Annotated in this window: 14 protein-coding genes and 1 pseudogene; 9 read left to right on the forward strand and 6 right to left on the reverse strand. The window is 67.0% G+C overall.

All coding sequences use genetic code 11. The annotated features are described in order from the left end of the window. The first annotated feature begins 57 nt into the window (after positions 1 to 57). The 6 genes from ykgO to AC5P67_RS16390 all read left to right on the forward strand — a co-directional run bounded on the left by ykgO (position 58) and on the right by AC5P67_RS16390 (position 4,555). Positions 58 to 183: a type B 50S ribosomal protein L36 gene (gene ykgO, locus AC5P67_RS16365; RefSeq protein WP_005409283.1), complete on the forward strand. Its 126-nt coding sequence runs from the start codon at positions 58 to 60 to the stop codon at positions 181 to 183. A 176-nt stretch (positions 184 to 359) separates the two neighbouring features. Next, positions 360 to 659, forward strand: a complete 300-nt coding sequence (locus tag AC5P67_RS16370) for a hypothetical protein (RefSeq protein ID WP_227837998.1) — start codon at positions 360 to 362, stop codon at positions 657 to 659. Positions 660 to 698: 39 nt separating this feature from the next. Continuing rightward, positions 699 to 1,736: an agmatine deiminase family protein gene (locus AC5P67_RS16375; protein ID WP_049397761.1), complete on the forward strand. Its 1,038-nt coding sequence runs from the start codon at positions 699 to 701 to the stop codon at positions 1,734 to 1,736. 161 nt (positions 1,737 to 1,897) lie between these two features. Further along, complete coding sequence (locus AC5P67_RS16380) at positions 1,898 to 2,785, forward strand: carbon-nitrogen hydrolase (RefSeq protein WP_049397762.1); 888 nt, start codon at positions 1,898 to 1,900, stop codon at positions 2,783 to 2,785. A 14-nt stretch (positions 2,786 to 2,799) separates the two neighbouring features. Continuing rightward, positions 2,800 to 3,330: a GNAT family N-acetyltransferase gene (locus AC5P67_RS16385; RefSeq protein ID WP_005409279.1), complete on the forward strand. Its 531-nt coding sequence runs from the start codon at positions 2,800 to 2,802 to the stop codon at positions 3,328 to 3,330. A 4-nt stretch (positions 3,331 to 3,334) separates the two neighbouring features. Then, a complete protein-coding gene (locus AC5P67_RS16390) occupies positions 3,335 to 4,555 on the forward strand; it encodes a TraB/GumN family protein (protein ID WP_005409278.1) in 1,221 nt (406 codons plus the stop codon). Positions 4,556 to 4,695: 140 nt separating this feature from the next. On the opposite strand, the gene AC5P67_RS16395 is transcribed toward AC5P67_RS16390, so the two are convergent. The 3 genes from AC5P67_RS16395 to AC5P67_RS16405 are packed head-to-tail and all read right to left on the reverse strand — an operon-like array spanning position 4,696 to position 12,448. Then, positions 4,696 to 7,782 (reverse strand): efflux RND transporter permease subunit, encoded by a 3,087-nt coding sequence (locus AC5P67_RS16395; protein WP_024958283.1) that lies wholly within the window; start codon positions 7,780 to 7,782, stop codon positions 4,696 to 4,698. Beyond that, entirely contained in the window at positions 7,779 to 11,300 is a 3,522-nt protein-coding gene (locus AC5P67_RS16400; RefSeq protein ID WP_162792548.1) for an efflux RND transporter permease subunit, read from the reverse strand. The genes AC5P67_RS16395 and AC5P67_RS16400 overlap by 4 nt, the downstream gene beginning before the upstream one ends. After that, positions 11,297 to 12,448: an efflux RND transporter periplasmic adaptor subunit gene (locus tag AC5P67_RS16405; RefSeq protein ID WP_005413036.1), complete on the reverse strand. Its 1,152-nt coding sequence runs from the start codon at positions 12,446 to 12,448 to the stop codon at positions 11,297 to 11,299. The genes AC5P67_RS16400 and AC5P67_RS16405 overlap by 4 nt, the downstream gene beginning before the upstream one ends. A 205-nt stretch (positions 12,449 to 12,653) precedes the next feature. Between AC5P67_RS16405 and AC5P67_RS16410 the strand changes: the two genes are divergently transcribed. Together AC5P67_RS16410 and AC5P67_RS16415 are read left to right on the forward strand one after the other, a co-directional pair. Then, entirely contained in the window at positions 12,654 to 13,043 is a 390-nt protein-coding gene (locus AC5P67_RS16410; protein WP_005413034.1) for a c-type cytochrome, read from the forward strand. A 9-nt stretch (positions 13,044 to 13,052) separates the two neighbouring features. Beyond that, entirely contained in the window at positions 13,053 to 13,514 is a 462-nt protein-coding gene (locus AC5P67_RS16415; protein ID WP_005409273.1) for a c-type cytochrome, read from the forward strand. A 181-nt stretch (positions 13,515 to 13,695) separates the two neighbouring features. Here AC5P67_RS16415 and AC5P67_RS16420 read toward each other — a convergent pair whose 3' ends face one another. Together AC5P67_RS16420 and AC5P67_RS16425 are read right to left on the reverse strand one after the other, a co-directional pair. Further along, the gene (locus AC5P67_RS16420) at positions 13,696 to 15,579 is read right to left on the reverse strand and encodes an ATP-binding cassette domain-containing protein (protein ID WP_005409272.1); all 1,884 of its coding nucleotides are present in this window, start codon (positions 15,577 to 15,579) and stop codon (positions 13,696 to 13,698) included. A gap of 150 nt (positions 15,580 to 15,729) precedes the next feature. Further along, complete coding sequence (locus AC5P67_RS16425) at positions 15,730 to 16,605, reverse strand: LysR family transcriptional regulator (RefSeq protein WP_099490225.1); 876 nt, start codon at positions 16,603 to 16,605, stop codon at positions 15,730 to 15,732. Positions 16,606 to 16,707: 102 nt separating this feature from the next. On the opposite strand from AC5P67_RS16425, the gene AC5P67_RS16430 reads away from it, so the two are divergent. After that, a complete protein-coding gene (locus tag AC5P67_RS16430; RefSeq protein WP_012479937.1) occupies positions 16,708 to 17,787 on the forward strand; it encodes a YeiH family protein in 1,080 nt (359 codons plus the stop codon). Between the two features lie 49 nt (positions 17,788 to 17,836). Here the strand turns inward: AC5P67_RS16430 and AC5P67_RS16435 are convergent. Further along, positions 17,837 to 17,959: pseudogene (locus AC5P67_RS16435) on the reverse strand (IS110 family transposase); the annotation flags it as partial.

Raw genomic sequence — 17,959 nt, forward strand, 5'->3', positions numbered from 1 at the left:
TTCGCATATCGCGGCCACGCTCCACCCGAACAACTACTGTTTACGCCGAGGTATGCCATGAAAGTCCTGTCCTCCCTGAAGTCGGCGAAGGCCCGTCACCGCGACTGCAAGGTCGTCCGTCGTCGCGGCAAGATCTTCGTCATCTGCAAGTCGAACCCGCGTTTCAAGGCGCGTCAGCGCTAAGCCCAACAGCCTTCACGGCTGCGGCTGGCCCTACGCGGGGCCGACCCGATGCAAGAAACCGCCTTCGGGCGGTTTTTTGTTTATGCGGCTTTTTCCTGCTGATTTTGCTGTAATCGCCTTTCTTGACCACTGGGGAGTAGATCGAGATGAAGCGTTACCTGTCCGCCCTGGCCGTGATGGCCACCCTGGCCGCCGCCACACCGGCGCTGGCCGATACCCTGCTTGTCGACCGCGCCCGCGAGAAGCCGGCCGGTGCCCTGCCCGTGCGCGGCCAGAGCATGCAGCAGGTACAGGCGCAGTTCGGCGCGCCGAGCGAACAGCTGCAGCCGCGTGGCGGGCAGAAGCGGCAATGGCCGACCATCAACCGCTGGGTGTACCCGCAGTTCACCGTCTACTTCGAGAAGCAGAAGGTGATCGACGTGGTGGCCAACCAGGCGGACCCGAACGAAATCGGCCCGAAACCGCCGATCCGTTGATCCCTTTACCCGCCGTGGGCGGGCCTGTGTAGCGAGACCATGAACCAGACCCTTCGTTTTCCTGCCGAGTGGGAAGCCCAGAGCGGCGTCCTGATTGCCTGGCCCACCGCCGACACCGACTGGGCCGACCGCCTGGGCCAGGTGGAAGAGACCTACATCGCCCTGGTCGCGGCCATCACCCGCTTCCAGCCGGTGCTGATCTGCGTGGCCGACGACGATGTGGAGACCTATGCCGAAATGCGGCTGCGCTCCAACCGCATCGACATGGACAAGGTCCACTTCACCACGGCCGCCTACGACGATACCTGGCTGCGCGACTCCGGCCCGATCACCCTGCGCCGTGCCGACGGCGGTTTCCAGCTGCTGGATTTCCGCTTCACCGGCTGGGGCGGCAAGTTCGACGCCACCCTGGATGACCAGCTGGTGGGCGTGCTGGACCACGCCGGCGTGTTCAACGACGCGCCGGTGCGCAGCATCCCGTTCGCGCTGGAAGGCGGCGGCATCGAGACCGATGGCGAAGGCACCCTGCTGACCACCTGGAAGTGCCTGCACGAGCGCCATCCGGACCGCGACCGCGCCAGCCTGAGCGCCGACCTGGCCGACTGGCTGCAGCAGGACCGCGTGCTGTGGCTGGACCACGGCTACCTGGAAGGCGACGACACCGACGCGCACATCGACACCCTCGCCCGCTTCGCCTCGGCCGACAGCATCGTCTACCAGGCCTGTGACGACGAGAGCGACTCGCACTTCGCCGAACTGCAGGCGATGGGCAACGAGCTGGCCGCACTGCGCACCAAGGATGGGCAGCCGTACCGCTTGTTCCCGCTGCCGTGGGCACAGCCGGTGATCGACGAAGGCCGCCGCCTGGCTGCGTCGTACGCCAACTACCTGATCGTCAATGGTGCGGTGCTGATGCCTGCCTATGGCGACCCGGCCGACGACCTGGCCCGCGATGTGCTGGCCCAGGCGCACCCGGGCCGCGAGATCGTGCAGGTGCCCTGCCGCTCGCTGATCTGGCAGAACGGCAGCCTGCACTGCATCACCATGCAGCTGCCGGAAGGGCTGTTGAAGGCATGACGGTAGTGCCGGCCGCTGGCCGGCAACCCCGCACTGCCTGATGGATCCACGGGATTGCCGGCCCGCGGCCGGCACTACCGATCGCAGCCATTCAGCGCGCGACACGCCGTCGCCGTCCATCCGCGCTAACATGCTGGTTTTCCCCCGCAGGAACGCCCCGCATGAACTCGCGCAGCCCCCTTACCGTCGCCCTGATCCAGGAGCGCAACCACGGTGATGCCGCCGCCAACCTGGCGGTGATCGAAGCACGCGTGGCCGAGGCGGCTGCGCAGGGTGCCAAGCTGGTGCTGCTGCAGGAACTGCATAACGGTCCGTACTTCTGCCAGCACGAATCGGTGGACGAATTCGACCTGGCCGAGCCGATTCCGGGCCCCAGCACCGAGCGCCTGGGCGCGCTGGCGAAGCAGCATGGCGTGGTGCTGGTCGGCTCGCTGTTCGAGCGCCGCGCCGCCGGCCTGTACCACAACACCGCCGTGGTGTTCGAGAAGGACGGCACGCTGCTCGGCAAGTACCGCAAGATGCATATTCCGGACGACCCGGGCTTCTACGAGAAGTTCTACTTCACCCCGGGCGACATCGGCTTCAAGCCGATCGATACCTCGGTGGGTCGCCTTGGCGTGCTGGTGTGCTGGGACCAGTGGTACCCGGAAGCGGCGCGCCTGATGGCGCTGGCCGGTGCCGAACTGCTGCTCTACCCGACCGCAATCGGCTGGGACCCGGACGACGTGCAGGACGAGAAGACCCGCCAGCGCGACGCCTGGGTGCTGAGCCACCGCGGCCACGCCGTGGCCAACGGCCTGCCGGTGCTGAGCTGCAACCGCGTCGGCCACGAGGCCTCGCCGCTGGGCGCCTCCGGCATCCAGTTCTGGGGCAACAGCCACGTGCTGGGCCCGCAGGGCGAGTTCCTGGCCGAAGCCGGCACCGATGCCACGGTTCTGCTGTGCGATGTCGACCTGCAGCGCAGCGAGCATGTGCGCCGCATCTGGCCGTTCCTGCGCGACCGCCGCATCGATGCCTACGGCGACCTGCTCAAGCGCTACATCGACTGAGCCGGAGTCCGCGCATGGCCGTCCTCATCCGTGATGCCGGTCCGGCCGACATCGCCGCGATCACCGCGATCTACGCGGTGGAAGTGACCGACTTCGTCAACACTTACGAGTACGACATCCCGGACGCGTCCGAGATGCTGCGCCGCATGCGCGACATCATCGACCGCGGCTTCCCCTACCTGGTCGCCGAGATTGACGGCCAGGTGGCCGGCTATGCCTACGCCAACACCTACCGCACCCGCGTTGCCTACCAGTGGACCGTGGAAAACTCGGTCTACGTCGATGCCGCGTTCCAGGGCAAGGGCGTCGGCACCGGCCTGCTGCAGGCGTTGATCGACGCCTGCGTGGCGCGTGGCTACCGGCAGATGGTGGCGGTGATCGGCGAACCGACCAATACCGCTTCAATCAAGCTGCACGAACGCTTCGGCTTCGAGCTGGTCGGCGTGTTCCGTGGCCTCGGCCGCAAGCATGGCCGCTGGCTGGATACCGTGCAGATGCAGCGCGCGCTCGGCGATGGCGCCGACACTGCACCTTCCAATGAATGAACCCATGACCGAAACCCTTCCCGAGACCGGCGACGACCTGTTCGCCGGCCAGCCGGTACGCGTTGTTGAACGCGACGGCGTGCGCTACACCCTGCTGGGCACCGCCCATGTCTCACGCGCCAGCGTCGAGGCGGTGGAGAAAGCCATCGACAGCGGTCGCTTCGACGCGGTGGCCGTTGAACTGGACCCGCAGCGCCTGCAGGCGCTGAGCGACCCGGACACGCTGGCCAAGCTCGACCTGGTCGAGGTGATCCGCAAGGGCCGCGTCGCCCTGTTCGCCGCCAACCTGGCACTGTCCGCCTATCAGCGCCGCCTGGCCGAACAGCTCGACATCGAGCCGGGCGCGGAACTGAAGCGCGCGGTGGAACTGGCGCGCGAACGCGACCTGCCGGTGCACCTGATCGACCGCGAGGTCGGCCTGACCTTCCGCCGCGCCTCACAGCGGTTGGGTTTCTTCGGCAAGCTGAAGCTGGTTGCCGGTCTCGGCGCCGGTCTGTTCTCGTCCGAGGAGGTGGGCGAGAATGAGATCGAGAAGCTCAAGCAGGGCGACATGCTGGAATCGAGCTTCGGCGAGTTCGCCAGCGAGAGCCCGGCACTGTACGAGACCATCATCGGCGAGCGCGACCGCTACATGGCCACGCGCCTGCGCGAGGAACACAACCCGCAGCAGCGTGAAGTGCTGGCGGTTGTCGGTGCGGGTCACCTGGCAGGCCTGGCGCGTTACCTGGAAACCGACACCGAGGCACCGGCACCGCTGCGCGCCGAGCTGGAGGCGGTGCCGAAGAAGCGCAACATTCCGTGGTTCACGCTGGGCATCCTGGCCATCGTGGCGACCGGCATCGGCGTGGGCTTCTACCGCGGCGGCCTCGGCGTGGGCACCGAACTGCTGGCGACCTGGGCGATGTATACCGGCGGCCTGGCGGGCCTGGGCTGCCTGCTGGCAGGCGGTCACCCGCTGAGCATCCTCACCGCGATCGCGGTGGCCCCGTTCAAGCCGTTCCGCCTGAGCATCCCGACCGGCGCGTTCTCGGCGCTGGTGGAAGCGCGCCTGCGCAAGCCGGCGTACGAAGACTTCCTGAAGCTGCGCGACGACGCGCAGAGCCTGAAGGGCTGGTACCGCAATCGGGTCACGCGCGTGGTGCTGACGTTCATGCTGACCAACATCGGCAGCATGCTCGGCCTGTGGCTGACCACCTTCAAGGTGTGGGGCAAGGTGGCGGGTTGATGGTTCCGTGTAGCGTCGAGCCAAGCTCGACTGCGCTCTGGTAGGTGCCAACCTTGGTTGGCACGCCATGCCCGGCAAAAAAAGGGGGAGGCCGCCCCACTACGACCGGCCTCCCCCACACCACAACACGTTGATGTGCATTACAGCCGGGCAGCGCCCGGCTCTACCATTTCCACTCCACGCGCGCGGCGGATCAACCGCGTCACGGCATTGCGCAGGTCATCCAGCACCGCATAGATCGTCGGCAGGAACAGCAGGCTGACCACCGTGGAGAACGCCAGGCCGCCGGCAATCGCGCGCGCCATCGGCGCGTACTCCGGGCCGTTGCCGAACATCTGCGTGTTGGTCAGCGAGATCGGCACCATCGCCAGGATCGCCGTGCCCATCGTCATCATGATCGGGCGCAATCGCTCGCGTGAGCCCTCCACCAGCGCCTGCGTGCGTCCCATGCCGCCGCGCCGCAGGTTGTTGATGTGCTCGATCATCACGATGCCGTTGTTCACCACCACGCCCATCAGCACCAGGATGCCGATGAAGGACATGATCCCGAACGAGGTGCCGGTGATCCAGAACAGCCAGAACACACCGAAGATCGAGAACAGCACGCCGCTCATGATCGCCGCCGGGAACAGCAGCGACTCGAACACCGCCGCCATCACCACGTAGATCATCACCAGCGCGATCAGCAGGTTGAACACCATCTGCTGCATCGCTTCGTCGTCGTTGCCGTAGTCGCCGCCATCGAAGGTGAAGCCATAGCCGGCCGGGAAATTCATCGGCTTGAGCACGGACTCCATCGCCTTGCGGCCATCCGGCGCGGTGACCTTCTCGGCCAGGTTGGCCTTGATGGTCAGCGTGGTCTGGCGGTTGGTGCGACCGATCTGGGTTGCCGATGAACCGACGTCAACGGTGACCAGGCTCAGCAGTGGCACGCTGCGACCGTCGCCGGTGCGCACGCTGAAGCCGGCCAGGTCTTCCGGGCTGCTCTGCTCGGCGCCAGCGAAGCGCACCCATACCGGTACTTCATTGTCGCCGCGGCGGAACTCGCGCATCGGCGCACCGCGCAGGGCCAGGCCGACGAAGCTGGCGACCTGCTCGGCATTGAAGCCGAATGCGGCGGCACGCTCACGGTCGACGCGCACCTTCAGCTCGCCGCCCTTCTCGCCGTTATCGATGCGCACGTCGCGCAGCTCGGCACGCTGGGCCAGCAGCGGCACCACTTCCTGGCCGATCTCCTGCAGCATCGAACTGGAGTCGCCCACCAGCTGCACCTGCACGCCCTGGTTGCCGCCACCGCCGCCATCACCGCCCTGGTTGCCAACGAAGTAGTCGGTGCGGGCCGACTTCGGCAGGCCCTTGCGCAGCTCTTCCTGCAGCGCCTTGATGTCCTTGGCGTACTTCTCGTCCAGGGTGACCACGGTCGAGCTGCCTTCCTGCTCGCTGTACCAGGAGTACACCTGCTTGACGTGCAGGCGCTCGCGGTTGGCGTCGATCCAGTTCTCCACGCGCGCCACTTCCTCGGACATCTGCCGATAGGTGTAGGCGCCCTTCCACATGTAGCCGATGAAGATGTCCTTGCCGCCATCCCCTCCGAACATGTCGACCTTGGTCAGCTTCATCGGCACCAGGCTGACCAGCACCACCAGCACGATGCCGAGCAGGCTCCAGCCGCGATGGTGCAGTGACCAGTCCAGCAGCCTGGCGTAGCGGCGCTGCAGCCGCGCGATCAGGCCGGTCTGCGAGTGCACCAGCTTGGGCGTGGCCATGCGCGCGGACAGCATCGGGATCAGGCTGACCGCGACCAGCCACGAGGCCAGCAGCGAGACCGAGATGGTGATCGCGATCTGCGCCATGAAGATGCTGATGTTGTTGGTCTCGCCAAACAGGTTCGGCACGAACACGATGCAGTGGCACAAGGTGCCAGCGCTGAGCGCGATGGCCACGTTGCGGGTGCCGATGATCGAGGCCAGGCGCGGCTGTCCCGGCATGCGCTCGCGCTCCTGGTAGATGCTCTCCACCACCACCACGGCGTTGTCGACCAGCATGCCCACCGCCAACAGCAGGCCCATCATGGTCAGGATGTTCAGCGTCACCCCGACGAAGTACATGAAACCCAGGGTGATGGTGAAGCAGATCGGAATGGCCAGGGTCACCATCAGCGTGGACGGCCAATGGCGCAGGAAGAAGAACAGCACCGTGATCGACAGGATCAGGCCGACCGCACCGGCCTCGGCCAGTTCCAGCAGCGAGGAGGTCACCGCCTTGCCCTGGTTGTCGATCACCTTGATCTGGACGTCGCGCATCGACGCTTCGGCACGGATCGCTTCAACCTCGGCCAGCGCCGCGCGCGATACCTCCACCAGATTGGCACTGCGCTCCTTGAAGATATCCAGCCCGACCGCCGGGTTGCCGTCCAGGCGGCGCCCGTAGTTCATCCGCGCCGGCTTCAGGCGCACGTCGGCGATGTCGCCCAGGCGCAGGCCCTTGGCGTTGATCACCAGGTCGCGCATTTCCTGCAGGTCGGTGATCTCGCCCACCGGCTGCACGCGCACGCGCTGGCCGTTGTCGTCGATCTGCCCGGCCGAGATCGAGAAGTTCAGCGTGCGCAGGCGGTCACTCAGCTCGTTGATGCTCAGCCCATGCGCGTTGAGCCGGTTCGGATCAATGGCGATCTCCACCTCGTTCGGCGGCGCGCCGGTAATGTCGACGCGGGCCACGCCGGGGATACGCTCGATGCGCCGCTTGAACTCGCGGTCGAGCATGTCGTAAGCGGTGGTCAGGTCGCTGGTGCTGGCCAGGCGCACCTTCAGCACCGGCTGGTCGCTGCTGGACCACTTGAACACGTTGTAGCGCTGCAGGTCGTCGGGCAGATCGCTGCGGATCGCGTCGATGCGTTCGCGTGCATCGGAGGCGGCGATGGCGATGTCGCGGTCCCAGTCGCTGAACTCGATGAAGATCAGCGCCGCCTCGGAGGTGGCCGACGAGCGCATGCGCTTGATGCCGGTCATCGTCGCCAGCGATTCCTCCACCGGGCGGATGATGGTCCGCTCCACTTCCTCCGGGGTTGAACCGGTGTACGGAATCTGCACGAACAGGAAGGGCGCGGAAATGTCCGGCAACGCTTCCAGCGGCAACCGGAACGAGGCGATCAGGCCGATCACCACCAGTGACACGAAGCACATGATGGTGGTGACCGGGCGGCGGATGGAGAACTCGGCAACACTCATGCCGGCTCCTCCGCACCCGCCGCGCTGCCTGCTGCGCCCGGCTCGATCTCGCCGGCGTGCTTGCGGCCACGCTCGCGGTAGTAGGCGTCACCACGGCGGTCCATCAGGTCATAGACCACCGGGATCACCAGCAGGGTCAGCAGGGTCGACACCAGCAGGCCACCGATCACGGTGATCGCCATCGGCGCGCGTACTTCGGCGCCCTCGCCCATCGCCACCGCCAGCGGCAGGAAGCCGAACAGCGTGCACAGCGTGGTCATGATGATCGGCCGCAGGCGCGAGCGTGCACCTTCCACCAGGGCCTCGTGCTTGGCCACGCCGGCCTCGCGCAGCTGGTTGACCTTGTCGATCAGGATGATCGCGTTCTTGGTGACCAGGCCGACCAGCAGGATCAGGCCGATGAACACCACCACCGAGATGGGCTTGCCGGTCAGCATCAGTGCCAGGATCGCGCCGACCAGCGCCAGCGGGATGGTGAACAGGATCACGAACGGATGCAGCAGCGATTCGAACTGCGAGGCCATCACCAGGTAGACCAGGAAGATCGCCAGGCCGAAGGCGAAGATCAGCGACTTCGCCGCCTGCGCCAGTTCCTCGCCCTGGCCACCGATGTGCAGGCCGACACCCGCGCCCAGCGGCTGTTCGGCCACCATCTGCTGCACTTCGCGCATGGCCGCGCCGAGGTCGATGTCGCGCAGGTTGGCCGAGACCACCGCAACGCGGGTCTGGTCGGCGCGATGGATCTCGCTGGGGCCAGTGGTGGCAACCACGTCGGCCACCGCATCCAGCGTGACCGGCCGGGAGCTGCCCGGATTGACGATCAACCGGCGGATGCTCTCCACGCTGGCGCGGTCGCCTTCCTGGGCACGCACCAGCACGTCGATCTTGCGGTCGCGGAAGCTGTAGCGGGTGGCCACGTCGCCACGCACCTTCTTCACCACCACGTCGGCGATCTGGCGGGTGGTCAGGCCCAGCGCACCGGCACGTTCCTGGTCGAAGCGGATCTGGATTTCCGGGAAGCCCTCTTCCACCGTGGACTTCACGTCGGCGTAGTGCGCATTGCCACGCAGCATCGCCGCCAGGCGCTGGCCAGCCACTTCCAGGGTCGCCATGTCCTGCCCGCGCAGCTCGATTTCCAGCGGCGTGGAGAAGCTGAACAACGCCGGCCGCGCGAAGTCGACCTGTGCCCCCGGATGCTGGCCCATGCTGTTGCGCAGGCGCTCGGTGATCTCGGCTTCAGTGCGTGCATTGCCACCGCCTTCCATCACTACGGTCAGCTTGCCGATGTTCTCGCCGCTCTCGGTCGGGCTGGCATCCAGGCGGGTGCCGCTGCCACTGACGCCGTACAGCGAGGCCACGCCTTCACCCTTGCCATGCGCCAGCTGCAGCTCACGCACCAGCGCATCGGTCTGCTTGAGCGGTGTGCCGGCCGGCAGCTTCACCGTCATCTCGAAACGGTCCTGCGCCAGCTGCGGGATCAGGTCGGCACCGAGCATCGGCACCAGCGCCATGGTCGCCACGAAGATGATCGTGGCCACGCCGAGCACCTTGCCCGGATGGGCCAGCGCGCTCGGCAACAGGCGCAGATAGCCGCGCTCGGCACCGGCGTAGGGCTTCATTGCCAGGTCGCTGGCCTTGCGCATCACCGGGCCGACCACTGCCACGACGCCCCGCCACGCACGTACGACCAGCCAGGCCAGCGCATAGAAGCTCCAGCGCGCGGTTGCGACGGCACCACGACGGCCCAGCGCCACCGGCTTCTGCCAGCGGTTCTGCGGCTGCCACGGTTCGTTCGGCGCCTCTTCCGGGAATGCCAGCGGCGGCCGGCCCTTCAGCGAGCTCAGCATCGGAATCAGCGTCATCGACACCAGCAGCGAGATCGCGATGGCGATCGCCACGGTCAATGCCTGGTCGCGGAACAGCTGGCCGGCGATGCCATCGACGAACACCAGCGGCAGGAACACGGCGATGGTGGTCAGGGTCGAGGCAACCACCGCCATGCTCACTTCGCGGGTACCGACGATCGCTGCCTGCAGGATGCCCAGGCCACGCTCGCGGGCCTTGGCAATGCTCTCCAGCACCACGATCGAGTCGTCCACCACCAGGCCGGTGGCCAATGCCAGGCCGCCCAGCGACATCACGTTCAAGCTGAGGCCGAGCTGGCCCATGAAGAAGAACGTGGCGATGATCGAGACCGGCAACGACAGGCTGATCACGAACGTGCTCCAGCCATCACGCAGGAACAGGAAGATGATCAGGATCGCCAGCAGGCCACCGATCACAGCATCCTTCTTGACGTCGGCGATGGCGTGCTCGATGAAGCGCGACTGGTCCTCGATGGTGGTCATCTCGACGTCGGACGGGAACGTGCCCTTGATCTGCTCCAGGCGCTTGCGCAGCGCTTCGGCGGTGGAAACCGTGTTGGCGTCGCCTTCCTTGTAGATGGCCAGTTCAACCGATTCCTTGCCGCCCAGGCGGATCACCGCTTCGCGTTCCTTGTAGCCCTGGCGAACGGTGGCCACGTCCTTCAGGCGCACCGGAACACCGTTGGCGACTACGCTGGAGCCACCACCGGACGATGCGCTCTGCGCCGCCGAAGCCGCCGCGATGGCTGCGGCCGAACCGGTCGACGCGGCGATGTTGAACATCTGCTGCAATGCCGAGTCGGCTGCACTTCCGTTCGAGCCCTGGGTGGTGACCAGCAGGTTGCGGATCTCCTCCAGGTCGGCGAACTGGTTGACGGTGCGCACCAGGAAGCGCTGCGACCCCTCCTCCAGGCGACCGCCGGAGATGTTGATGTTCTCGTCCTTCAGGCGCTTGATGACGGTGTCGATCGGCAGGTTCAGCTGTGCCAGCTTCTGCTGGTCGATGTCGACCTGGATTTCATCTTCCAGGCCGCCGCCGACCTTGACCGCTGCCACGCCGGCAACCGGCTCCAGCTTCTTCTTCAGGTCTTCATCGGCATAGCGGCGCAGGCCGGTCAGCTCGCGGACCGCATCGGCATCGCTGGTCGGCGCCACCTTGTTCGACAGCACCAGGCGCATGATCGGCTCGGTGGACGGATTGAAGCGCAGCAGCACCGGGGCCTTGGCCTCCAGTGGCAGGTTCAGCGCTTCCATCTTGTCACGCACCTCCAGGCTGGCCTGGTCCATGTTGGTGCCCCAGGCGAACTCCAGCACCACGTCGCTCTGGCCGGTGCGCGAGACCGACTTCAGCTTGCGCAGGTTCTTGACCACGCCGACCGCCTCTTCGACCGGCTGGGTGATCAGGGTTTCGATTTCGGTCGGCGCCGAACCGGTGTACTCGGTGCGCACGGTCAGCGTCGGGTAGCTCAGGTCGGGCAACAGGTTGACCTTGAGGTTGCCCAGCGCGATCAGGCCGAACAGCAGCAGGGTGACCGTGCACATGGCGATGGTCACGCGGCGGCGGGTGGCGAATTCCACCAGGCCGCCGCGCATGCCGGCGGCGGCGCCATCGCTCGCCGGCGAGGCACCGTGGTCGTGGCCCGGGGCGGTCATTGCTTGCTCCCGGCCTTGTCTGCCGGCTTGGCGGCCGCTGCGACCGTCTTCGCCTTTGCCTTCGGATCGGCGATCACCTGCACCGCGGTACCGTCGCGCAGCGCGACCTTGCCGGCGGTGACCACCTGATCACCGGCCGCCAGGCCATCACGGATCTCCACCCACGGGCCCTCGGCGTAACCCAGCTTGACCGGAACGCGTGCGACCTTGCCTTCGCGCACCCGGAACACCGCCGGCTCACCGTCGTCGAGCAGCGCCAGGCGCGGCACCACGAGCGCATCGGCACGCTGGTCGTAATCGATGCGGATGCGCCCGAACATGCCGGGCTGCAGCGCGTGCGCGGCGCCATCGAAGGCGCTGACCACGCGAAACGTGCCGCTGCCCGAATCCACCACGGGCGCGATGCGATCGACGGTGCCGGTGAAGCTCTGGCCCGGCAGCGCATCGGCGGCCAACGTCACCGGCTGGCCGGCACGCAGCGTGGCCAGCTCCCGTTCGGGCACGTTGAGGGTGGCTTCCAGGCGCGAGTTGTCGACGATGCGGAAGATCGGCGTGTTGATCTGCACGAAGTTGCCGGTCTTGATCGAGCGCGATGCGATCACGCCGGAGATCGGTGCCACCACCGTGGTGTAGGACAGTTCCAGCGTGGCCAGGCGGTACTGCGCACGGACGTTTTCCAGATCAAAGCGCAGCTGATCGACATCGGCAGCACTGACCATCTGCTGGCCAACCAGTTTCTGTGCACGCTGGTAGTTGTTTTCCAGCTTGCGCATCTGCGCTTCGCTCTGGGCTACGGCCAGGCGTGCGCGGTCCGGGTCCAGGCGCACCAGCGGCTGGCCGGCGGTGACCCGCTGGCCTTCCTCGACCAGCACCGCCAGCGCCACACCGGAGGTCTTGGCCACCACCTGCGACTCGGCGCGTGGTTCCAGCGCGGCGGTGCCTGTGTAACTGGCCGCGACCGCGCGATGGCTGGCCACGGCCACTTCGACCGGGACCGCATCGACCTTCTTCTCCTCCTTGGTCTCGGCGGCCTTGGCTTCGGAATTGGGCCCTGCGGCGCAACCGCCCAGCAACAGGGAGGTGGAGATCAGCAGTGCGGCAGCGCAGATTCCGCTGCGACGGCCGGACGGGAAGGTTGGGTGCGACATCGTCAGGTCCCTGGAGGATGCGTGGACAGGTGTGGTAGCAAAGTAATGCACCACTTCACGGCAACACCATATCCCAAAGGTCATGGTGTCTTCACGCCGCTGGTCGGCCCGACCCCATTTCAGCTAGATGAAACCTGAGGCTATACTCGGGGCGTTCCGTACCCCACGCCGGAACGACCAGACCCGAATCCCCGGAAACGACACCATGCGCCCGCAGCCGCTCGCCGCTTGTCTCGCTCTGGCCGTCCTCCTGCCCCTTGGGGCCGCCGCACAGCCCGCTCCTGCTCCTGCCACACCCGCTCCGGCCCCGGCTCCTGCCGCCGCGCCGGCGCCTGCCGCGCCCACCGGCAACTTCGACAATGGCCGCGTGCTGGCCTACACCTGCCAGGGGTGCCACGGCATCACCGGCTACAAGAACGCCTACCCCAGCTACCGGGTGCCGAAGATCGGCGGCCAGACCCAGCAGTACCTGGCCCAGGCCCTGACCGAGTACCGCCAGGGCAAGCGCCGGCATCCGACGATGCAGGCGCAGTCGATGAGTTTCAGCGAACAGGAGATCGCCGATCTCTCTGTTTACCTGTCCACCGTCAAGTAAGGCCCGCCCATGTCGAAAGCCGCGCATCCGCTGCGTCACGCCATCGCCCTGTCCGTTGCCCTGCTGCTGGCGGCCTGTTCACAGTCGCAGGTGGAAAACAGCGAGAAATCCGCCGCCGACCCGGGCCATGCCAGTGGCGAACACGGCTCTTCTTCTTCGGCTGGCCTGCCTGCAGGTCGCGAGGCCGCCGGTGAAGCCCGCGCCAAGGTGAAGGGCAAGGCCACCAACCAGAGCTGCATCGACTGCCACGGGGCCGATGGCAATGCGCCGATCGATCCGACCTATCCGAAGCTGGGTGGGCAGTACGGTGACTACCTGGCGCATGCGCTGCAGGCCTACCGCGCCGGTGACCGCCAGCACATGTTGATGACGCCACAGGCGAAGGACCTGAGTGATCAGGACATCGCCGATCTGGCGGCGTATTTCGGCAGCCGGCCGAGCCAGCTGCGGGATCTGCACGGGGTCAAATGACCGCAGGCCCCGGTGGGTGCGGATCGTTGATTGGTAGGTGCGGACCGTTGGTCCGTACGGAGGTGTAACCGGCTTCGGTGGGTGCGGACCTTGGTCCGCACTGATGCCACCATCCACGCATGGCGTGGATCTACTGATTCCCGACTCGATCAATCGGCGCACTGCTGGCGCCGACCGATACTCAGCCTTCCAGCTCTTCCCAGCGCGCGTAAGCGGCATCCAGCTCGGCCTGCACCTTCGCCAGCTGCTGGGTGTGCGCGGTCACTTCGGCGCTGCTGCGGGTGTAGAACGACGGGTCGTTCATCGCCGAGGTCAGGCCTTCGACATCGCCTTCCAGCTTCTCGATGGTCTTCGGCAGCTGCTCCAGTTCGCGCGCTTCCTTGTAGGCCAGCTTGCGCTTGGGTGCGGCCGGAGCTGCGGTAGCCGGGGTGGCCGGCGCAGCGGCCGCCGGCTTGGCGGCAGGGGCCGCGGCAGGCGCTGCGATGCTGGCCGCATAACGCTGCCAGTCGCTGTAGCCCCCTACGTACTCGCCGATCACGCCGTCGCCTTCCATCACCAGCGTGGAGGTCACCACGTTGTCGATGAAGTCACGGTCGTGGCTGACCAGCAGCAGCGTACCGGTGTACTCGCCCAGCAGCTCTTCCAGCAGCTCCAGCGTTTCCACGTCAAGGTCGTTGGTCGGTTCGTCCATCACCAGCAGGTTGGACGGCTGCGCGAACAGCTTGGCCAGCAGCAGGCGGTTGCGCTCGCCACCGGACAGGCGGGTAATCGGCGCACGCGCACGTTCCGGGGTGAACATGAAGTCCTGCAGATAGGCATGCACATGCTTGCGCTTGCCGTTGAACTCGAGGAAATCGCGGCCTTCGGCGACGTTCTCGATCGCGCTCCAGTCTTCGCGCAGCACCGCGCGGTACTGGTCGAAATACGCGATCTGCAGGTTGGTGCCGGCGTTGACTTCGCCCTTGGCCGGCTGCAGTTCGCCCAGCAGCAGCTTGAGCAGCGTGGTCTTGCCGCTGCCGTTGGGACCGATCAGACCGATGCGGTCGCCGCGCATGATGGTGGTGGTGAAATCGCGGACCATGGTGCGCTCGCCGAAGGCGAACGAAATGTCCTTGACGTCGATGACCTTCTTGCCGGAACTGACGCCCTGTGCGGCTTCCATCTTGACGTTGCCGCTGAGGTCGCGACGCTGCGAACGCTCCACGCGCATCGCCTTCAGGCGGCGCACGCGGCCTTCGTCGCGGGTGCGACGGGCCTTGATGCCCTGCCGGATCCAGACTTCTTCCTGCGCCAGCAGCTTGTCGAAGCGGGCGTTCTCCTGCGCCTGCGCGTTGAGGCGCTCTTCGCGGCGGCGCTCGTAGTTGGCCCAGTCGCCTGGCCAGCTGGTGACCTGGCCGCGGTCGATCTCGACGATGCGGGTGGCCAGGGCACGCAGGAAGCGACGGTCATGGGTGACGAACACCACGCTGCCGCTCCAGCCCTTCAGGAACGCTTCGAGCCAGTCGATGGCCTCGATGTCCAGGTGGTTGGTCGGTTCGTCCAGCAGCAGCACATCGGGGCTGGACACCAGCGCGCGGGCGAGCAGCACGCGGCGCTTCATGCCGCCGGACAGGCGGCCGAACTCGGCCTCGCCATCCAGGTCGAGCTTGGTCAGGGTTTCGCTGACGCGCTGGTCCAGGCCCCAGCCGTTGGCGGCATCGATCTTGGCCTGCACGTTGCCGAGGGCTTCGCCATCGAAGACTTCGGCATGGCTGAGGTGGTGGAATTCGGCCAGCCACTGGCCCAGCTCGCCAAGGCCGTCGGCGACGACGTCGAACACCGAGCCGGCCGCGCCGTGCGGCACTTCCTGCTCCAGGCGGGTGACGCGCACGCCCTGCTGCACGCGGACTTCGCCGTCATCGGGCTTGTGGTCGCCGGACAGCAGCTTGAGCAGGGTGGATTTGCCGGCGCCGTTGCGGCCGATCAGGGCGATGCGTTCGCCCGGCTCGATCGACAGTTCGGCCTTTTCCAGCAACAACGGGCCGCCGACGCTGAAGTCGACGTTCTGCAGAGTAATCAGAGGCATCCGGATATTGTACGGGTTGGGGGCGTCGGCCGGGTTGCACCCGGCACCCGCGGTAGTGCCGGCCGCTGGCCGGCAACTTCAACGGCAACGTCAAAAGCTGGTTTCCTGTGGGATGGCGGGATGGTTGGAATCGACTGGGGATCTGATGGCTTATTCCACGTCCCCCAGCAGCGCCTGCAACCCCGGCAGCCACTGCTTGCCGGGATGCCGTACCAGCCACAGCGTGCGCTGCAGGGCCGGCAGCGGGGTTTCGAGCACGCGCAGGCGGCCCAGGGCCAATGGCTCTTCCAGCGCGTGACGCGAAAGACAGGCCAGGCCGAGGCCGGCGATGGCGGCCTGCTTGATTGCTTCGGTATTGCCCAGCTGCAGGGTCTGGGCGAAGCCACGCAGGTGCGGCAGCAGCGCCTGTTCGACGGCTTCGCGGGTGCCGGAGCCGGGCTCGCGCAGCAGCCAGCGTGCGCGACGCAGTTCGTCCAGCGACCAGCTGGCGGGGGCATCGGCGGCAGCAACGATCACCAGTGGGTCCTGCTGCCAGGCGGTCATCTGCAGGCCGCGCTCGTGGCACGGGCCTTCGATCAGGCCGGCGTCCACGTCCAGGCGCTGCACGGCAGCGACCACGCCGGCACTGTTGTCGATGCGCAGGTCGACCTCGGCCTGCGGCGCCTGCCGCAGCAGTTCGGCGATGCGTGGCGGCAGCAGGTAATTGCCGATGGTGGTGCTGGCGGCCAGCACCAGCCGCAGCGGTGCCCCCTGCGATGGGTCGCCGCCGGCGGCCAGCTGCCGCTCCAGGTCGGCGGCGTTGACCAGCAAGGTGCGCGCCGGCTCCAGCAGTGCGCGGCCGTGCCCGTTCAGCGCCAGGCGGCGGCCGATGCGGTCGAACAGCGGGGTGCCGAAGTGCGCCTCCAGCTCCTGCAGGGCGGCGCTGCTGGCCGACTGCGAGAGCGCAATGGCCTGGCCGGCAGCGGTGGTGCTGCCATGGTCGGCGATGGCGACGAAGACCTGCAGCTGGCGCAAGGTCAGGCGCATGGCACTTACCTTCTTGATGGGTAGGTTTCACCCATATTATTCGTTTTACAGGTCATCGTTCCGGGCGCACGCTTGCCCCATCACTCCAGCCCTGCCCCTGCCATGAACGCCCCCGCTCTCTCCCCCTGGTCCCTGCCCGCCTTGCGCCAACGCTGGCAGCCGCGTCTGCCCGGCCTCGTGCTGGTAGGCCTGATCGCGGCGGCGTCGCTGTATCTGGCCGAGCTTCCGTGGCTCCAGGCGCACGGCTTGAGCGCGCTGACCGTGGCGATCGTCGCCGGCATCGTGGTCGGCAACACCTTCTACCCGCGGCTGGCACCGGGCAGCGCGGCCGGTGTCGGCTTTTCCAAGCACTGGCTGCTGCGCGCCGGCATCGTGCTGTACGGGTTGCGCCTGACCTTCCAGGACATCGGCCATGTCGGCGTCACTGGCGTGCTGATGGACGTGCTGGTGGTTGCCAGTACCTTCGGCCTCGCCTGCTGGCTGGGCGTGCGCGTGTTCAAGATGGAGCGCGAGGCAGCCATGCTGATCGGCGCTGGCAGCGCGATCTGCGGTGCGGCAGCGGTGATGGCCGCCGAGCCGGTGGTGCGTGGCCGCGCTGCGCATGTCACCGTCGCGGTCTCGACGGTGGTGGTGTTCGGCACGCTGGCGATGTTCCTGTACCCGGCGCTGTATGCGCTGGTGCAGTCGCACGGCTGGCTGGCGATGGACGCGCGGCAGTACGGCCTGTTCACCGGTGCGACGGTGCATGAAGTGGCACAGGTGGTGGCGGCCGGCCGTGCGGTCAACGAAGCGGCAGCTGACACGGCGGTGATCACCAAGATGGTGCGGGTGATGCTGCTGGCGCCGTTCCTGATCGCGCTGTCACTGTGGCTGGCCCGTGGCGGCAAGGCCAGCGCCGATGGCAGCAAGGCGCGCATCGTGGTGCCGTGGTTCGCGTTCGGTTTCGTGGCCGTGGCCGGTTTCAACTCGCTGCATCTGCTGCCGGCCGGCCTGCAGGCCGGGCTGGTGCAGCTGGACACGGTGCTGTTGGCGATGGCGATGGCCGCGCTGGGCCTGACCACCCACGTCTCGGCGCTGCGCCAGGCAGGCCTGAAGCCGCTGCTGCTGGCACTGATTCTGTTCGCCTGGCTGCTGTTCGGCGGCCTGGCAATCCACCAGGGTGTGCTGGCGGTGCTGGGCTGATCAGGAGCGTGCCGACCAGGGGCGGCACATACCAGTAGCAACTGTCTTGTCAGGGGCAGCCGAGGGCCACCTCGGCGTCTCGCTTACGGGCGTTGAGGATCACCAGCATTTTGCGCATGACCGCCACGAGCGCCACCTTGCTCGCTTTGCCCTTGGCCTTCAGGCCAGCGTA

The sequence above is a fragment of the Stenotrophomonas sp. YJH_SMC_21 genome, from assembly GCF_059369555.1.

Coding starts and splice junctions, on each gene's coding strand:
- AC5P67_RS16370 (WP_227837998.1), top strand. CDS start 360: ATGGCCACCCTGGCCGCCGCCACACCGGCGCTGGCCGATACCCTGCTT.
- AC5P67_RS16420 (WP_005409272.1), bottom strand. CDS start 15,579: ATGCCTCTGATTACTCTGCAGAACGTCGACTTCAGCGTCGGCGGCCCG.
- AC5P67_RS16400 (WP_162792548.1), bottom strand. CDS start 11,300: ATGACCGCCCCGGGCCACGACCACGGTGCCTCGCCGGCGAGCGATGGC.
- ykgO (WP_005409283.1), top strand. CDS start 58: ATGAAAGTCCTGTCCTCCCTGAAGTCGGCGAAGGCCCGTCACCGCGAC.
- AC5P67_RS16405 (WP_005413036.1), bottom strand. CDS start 12,448: ATGTCGCACCCAACCTTCCCGTCCGGCCGTCGCAGCGGAATCTGCGCT.
- AC5P67_RS16410 (WP_005413034.1), top strand. CDS start 12,654: ATGCGCCCGCAGCCGCTCGCCGCTTGTCTCGCTCTGGCCGTCCTCCTG.
- AC5P67_RS16425 (WP_099490225.1), bottom strand. CDS start 16,605: ATGCGCCTGACCTTGCGCCAGCTGCAGGTCTTCGTCGCCATCGCCGAC.
- AC5P67_RS16415 (WP_005409273.1), top strand. CDS start 13,053: ATGTCGAAAGCCGCGCATCCGCTGCGTCACGCCATCGCCCTGTCCGTT.
- AC5P67_RS16385 (WP_005409279.1), top strand. CDS start 2,800: ATGGCCGTCCTCATCCGTGATGCCGGTCCGGCCGACATCGCCGCGATC.
- AC5P67_RS16380 (WP_049397762.1), top strand. CDS start 1,898: ATGAACTCGCGCAGCCCCCTTACCGTCGCCCTGATCCAGGAGCGCAAC.
- AC5P67_RS16430 (WP_012479937.1), top strand. CDS start 16,708: ATGAACGCCCCCGCTCTCTCCCCCTGGTCCCTGCCCGCCTTGCGCCAA.
- AC5P67_RS16375 (WP_049397761.1), top strand. CDS start 699: ATGAACCAGACCCTTCGTTTTCCTGCCGAGTGGGAAGCCCAGAGCGGC.
- AC5P67_RS16395 (WP_024958283.1), bottom strand. CDS start 7,782: ATGAGTGTTGCCGAGTTCTCCATCCGCCGCCCGGTCACCACCATCATG.
- AC5P67_RS16390 (WP_005409278.1), top strand. CDS start 3,335: ATGACCGAAACCCTTCCCGAGACCGGCGACGACCTGTTCGCCGGCCAG.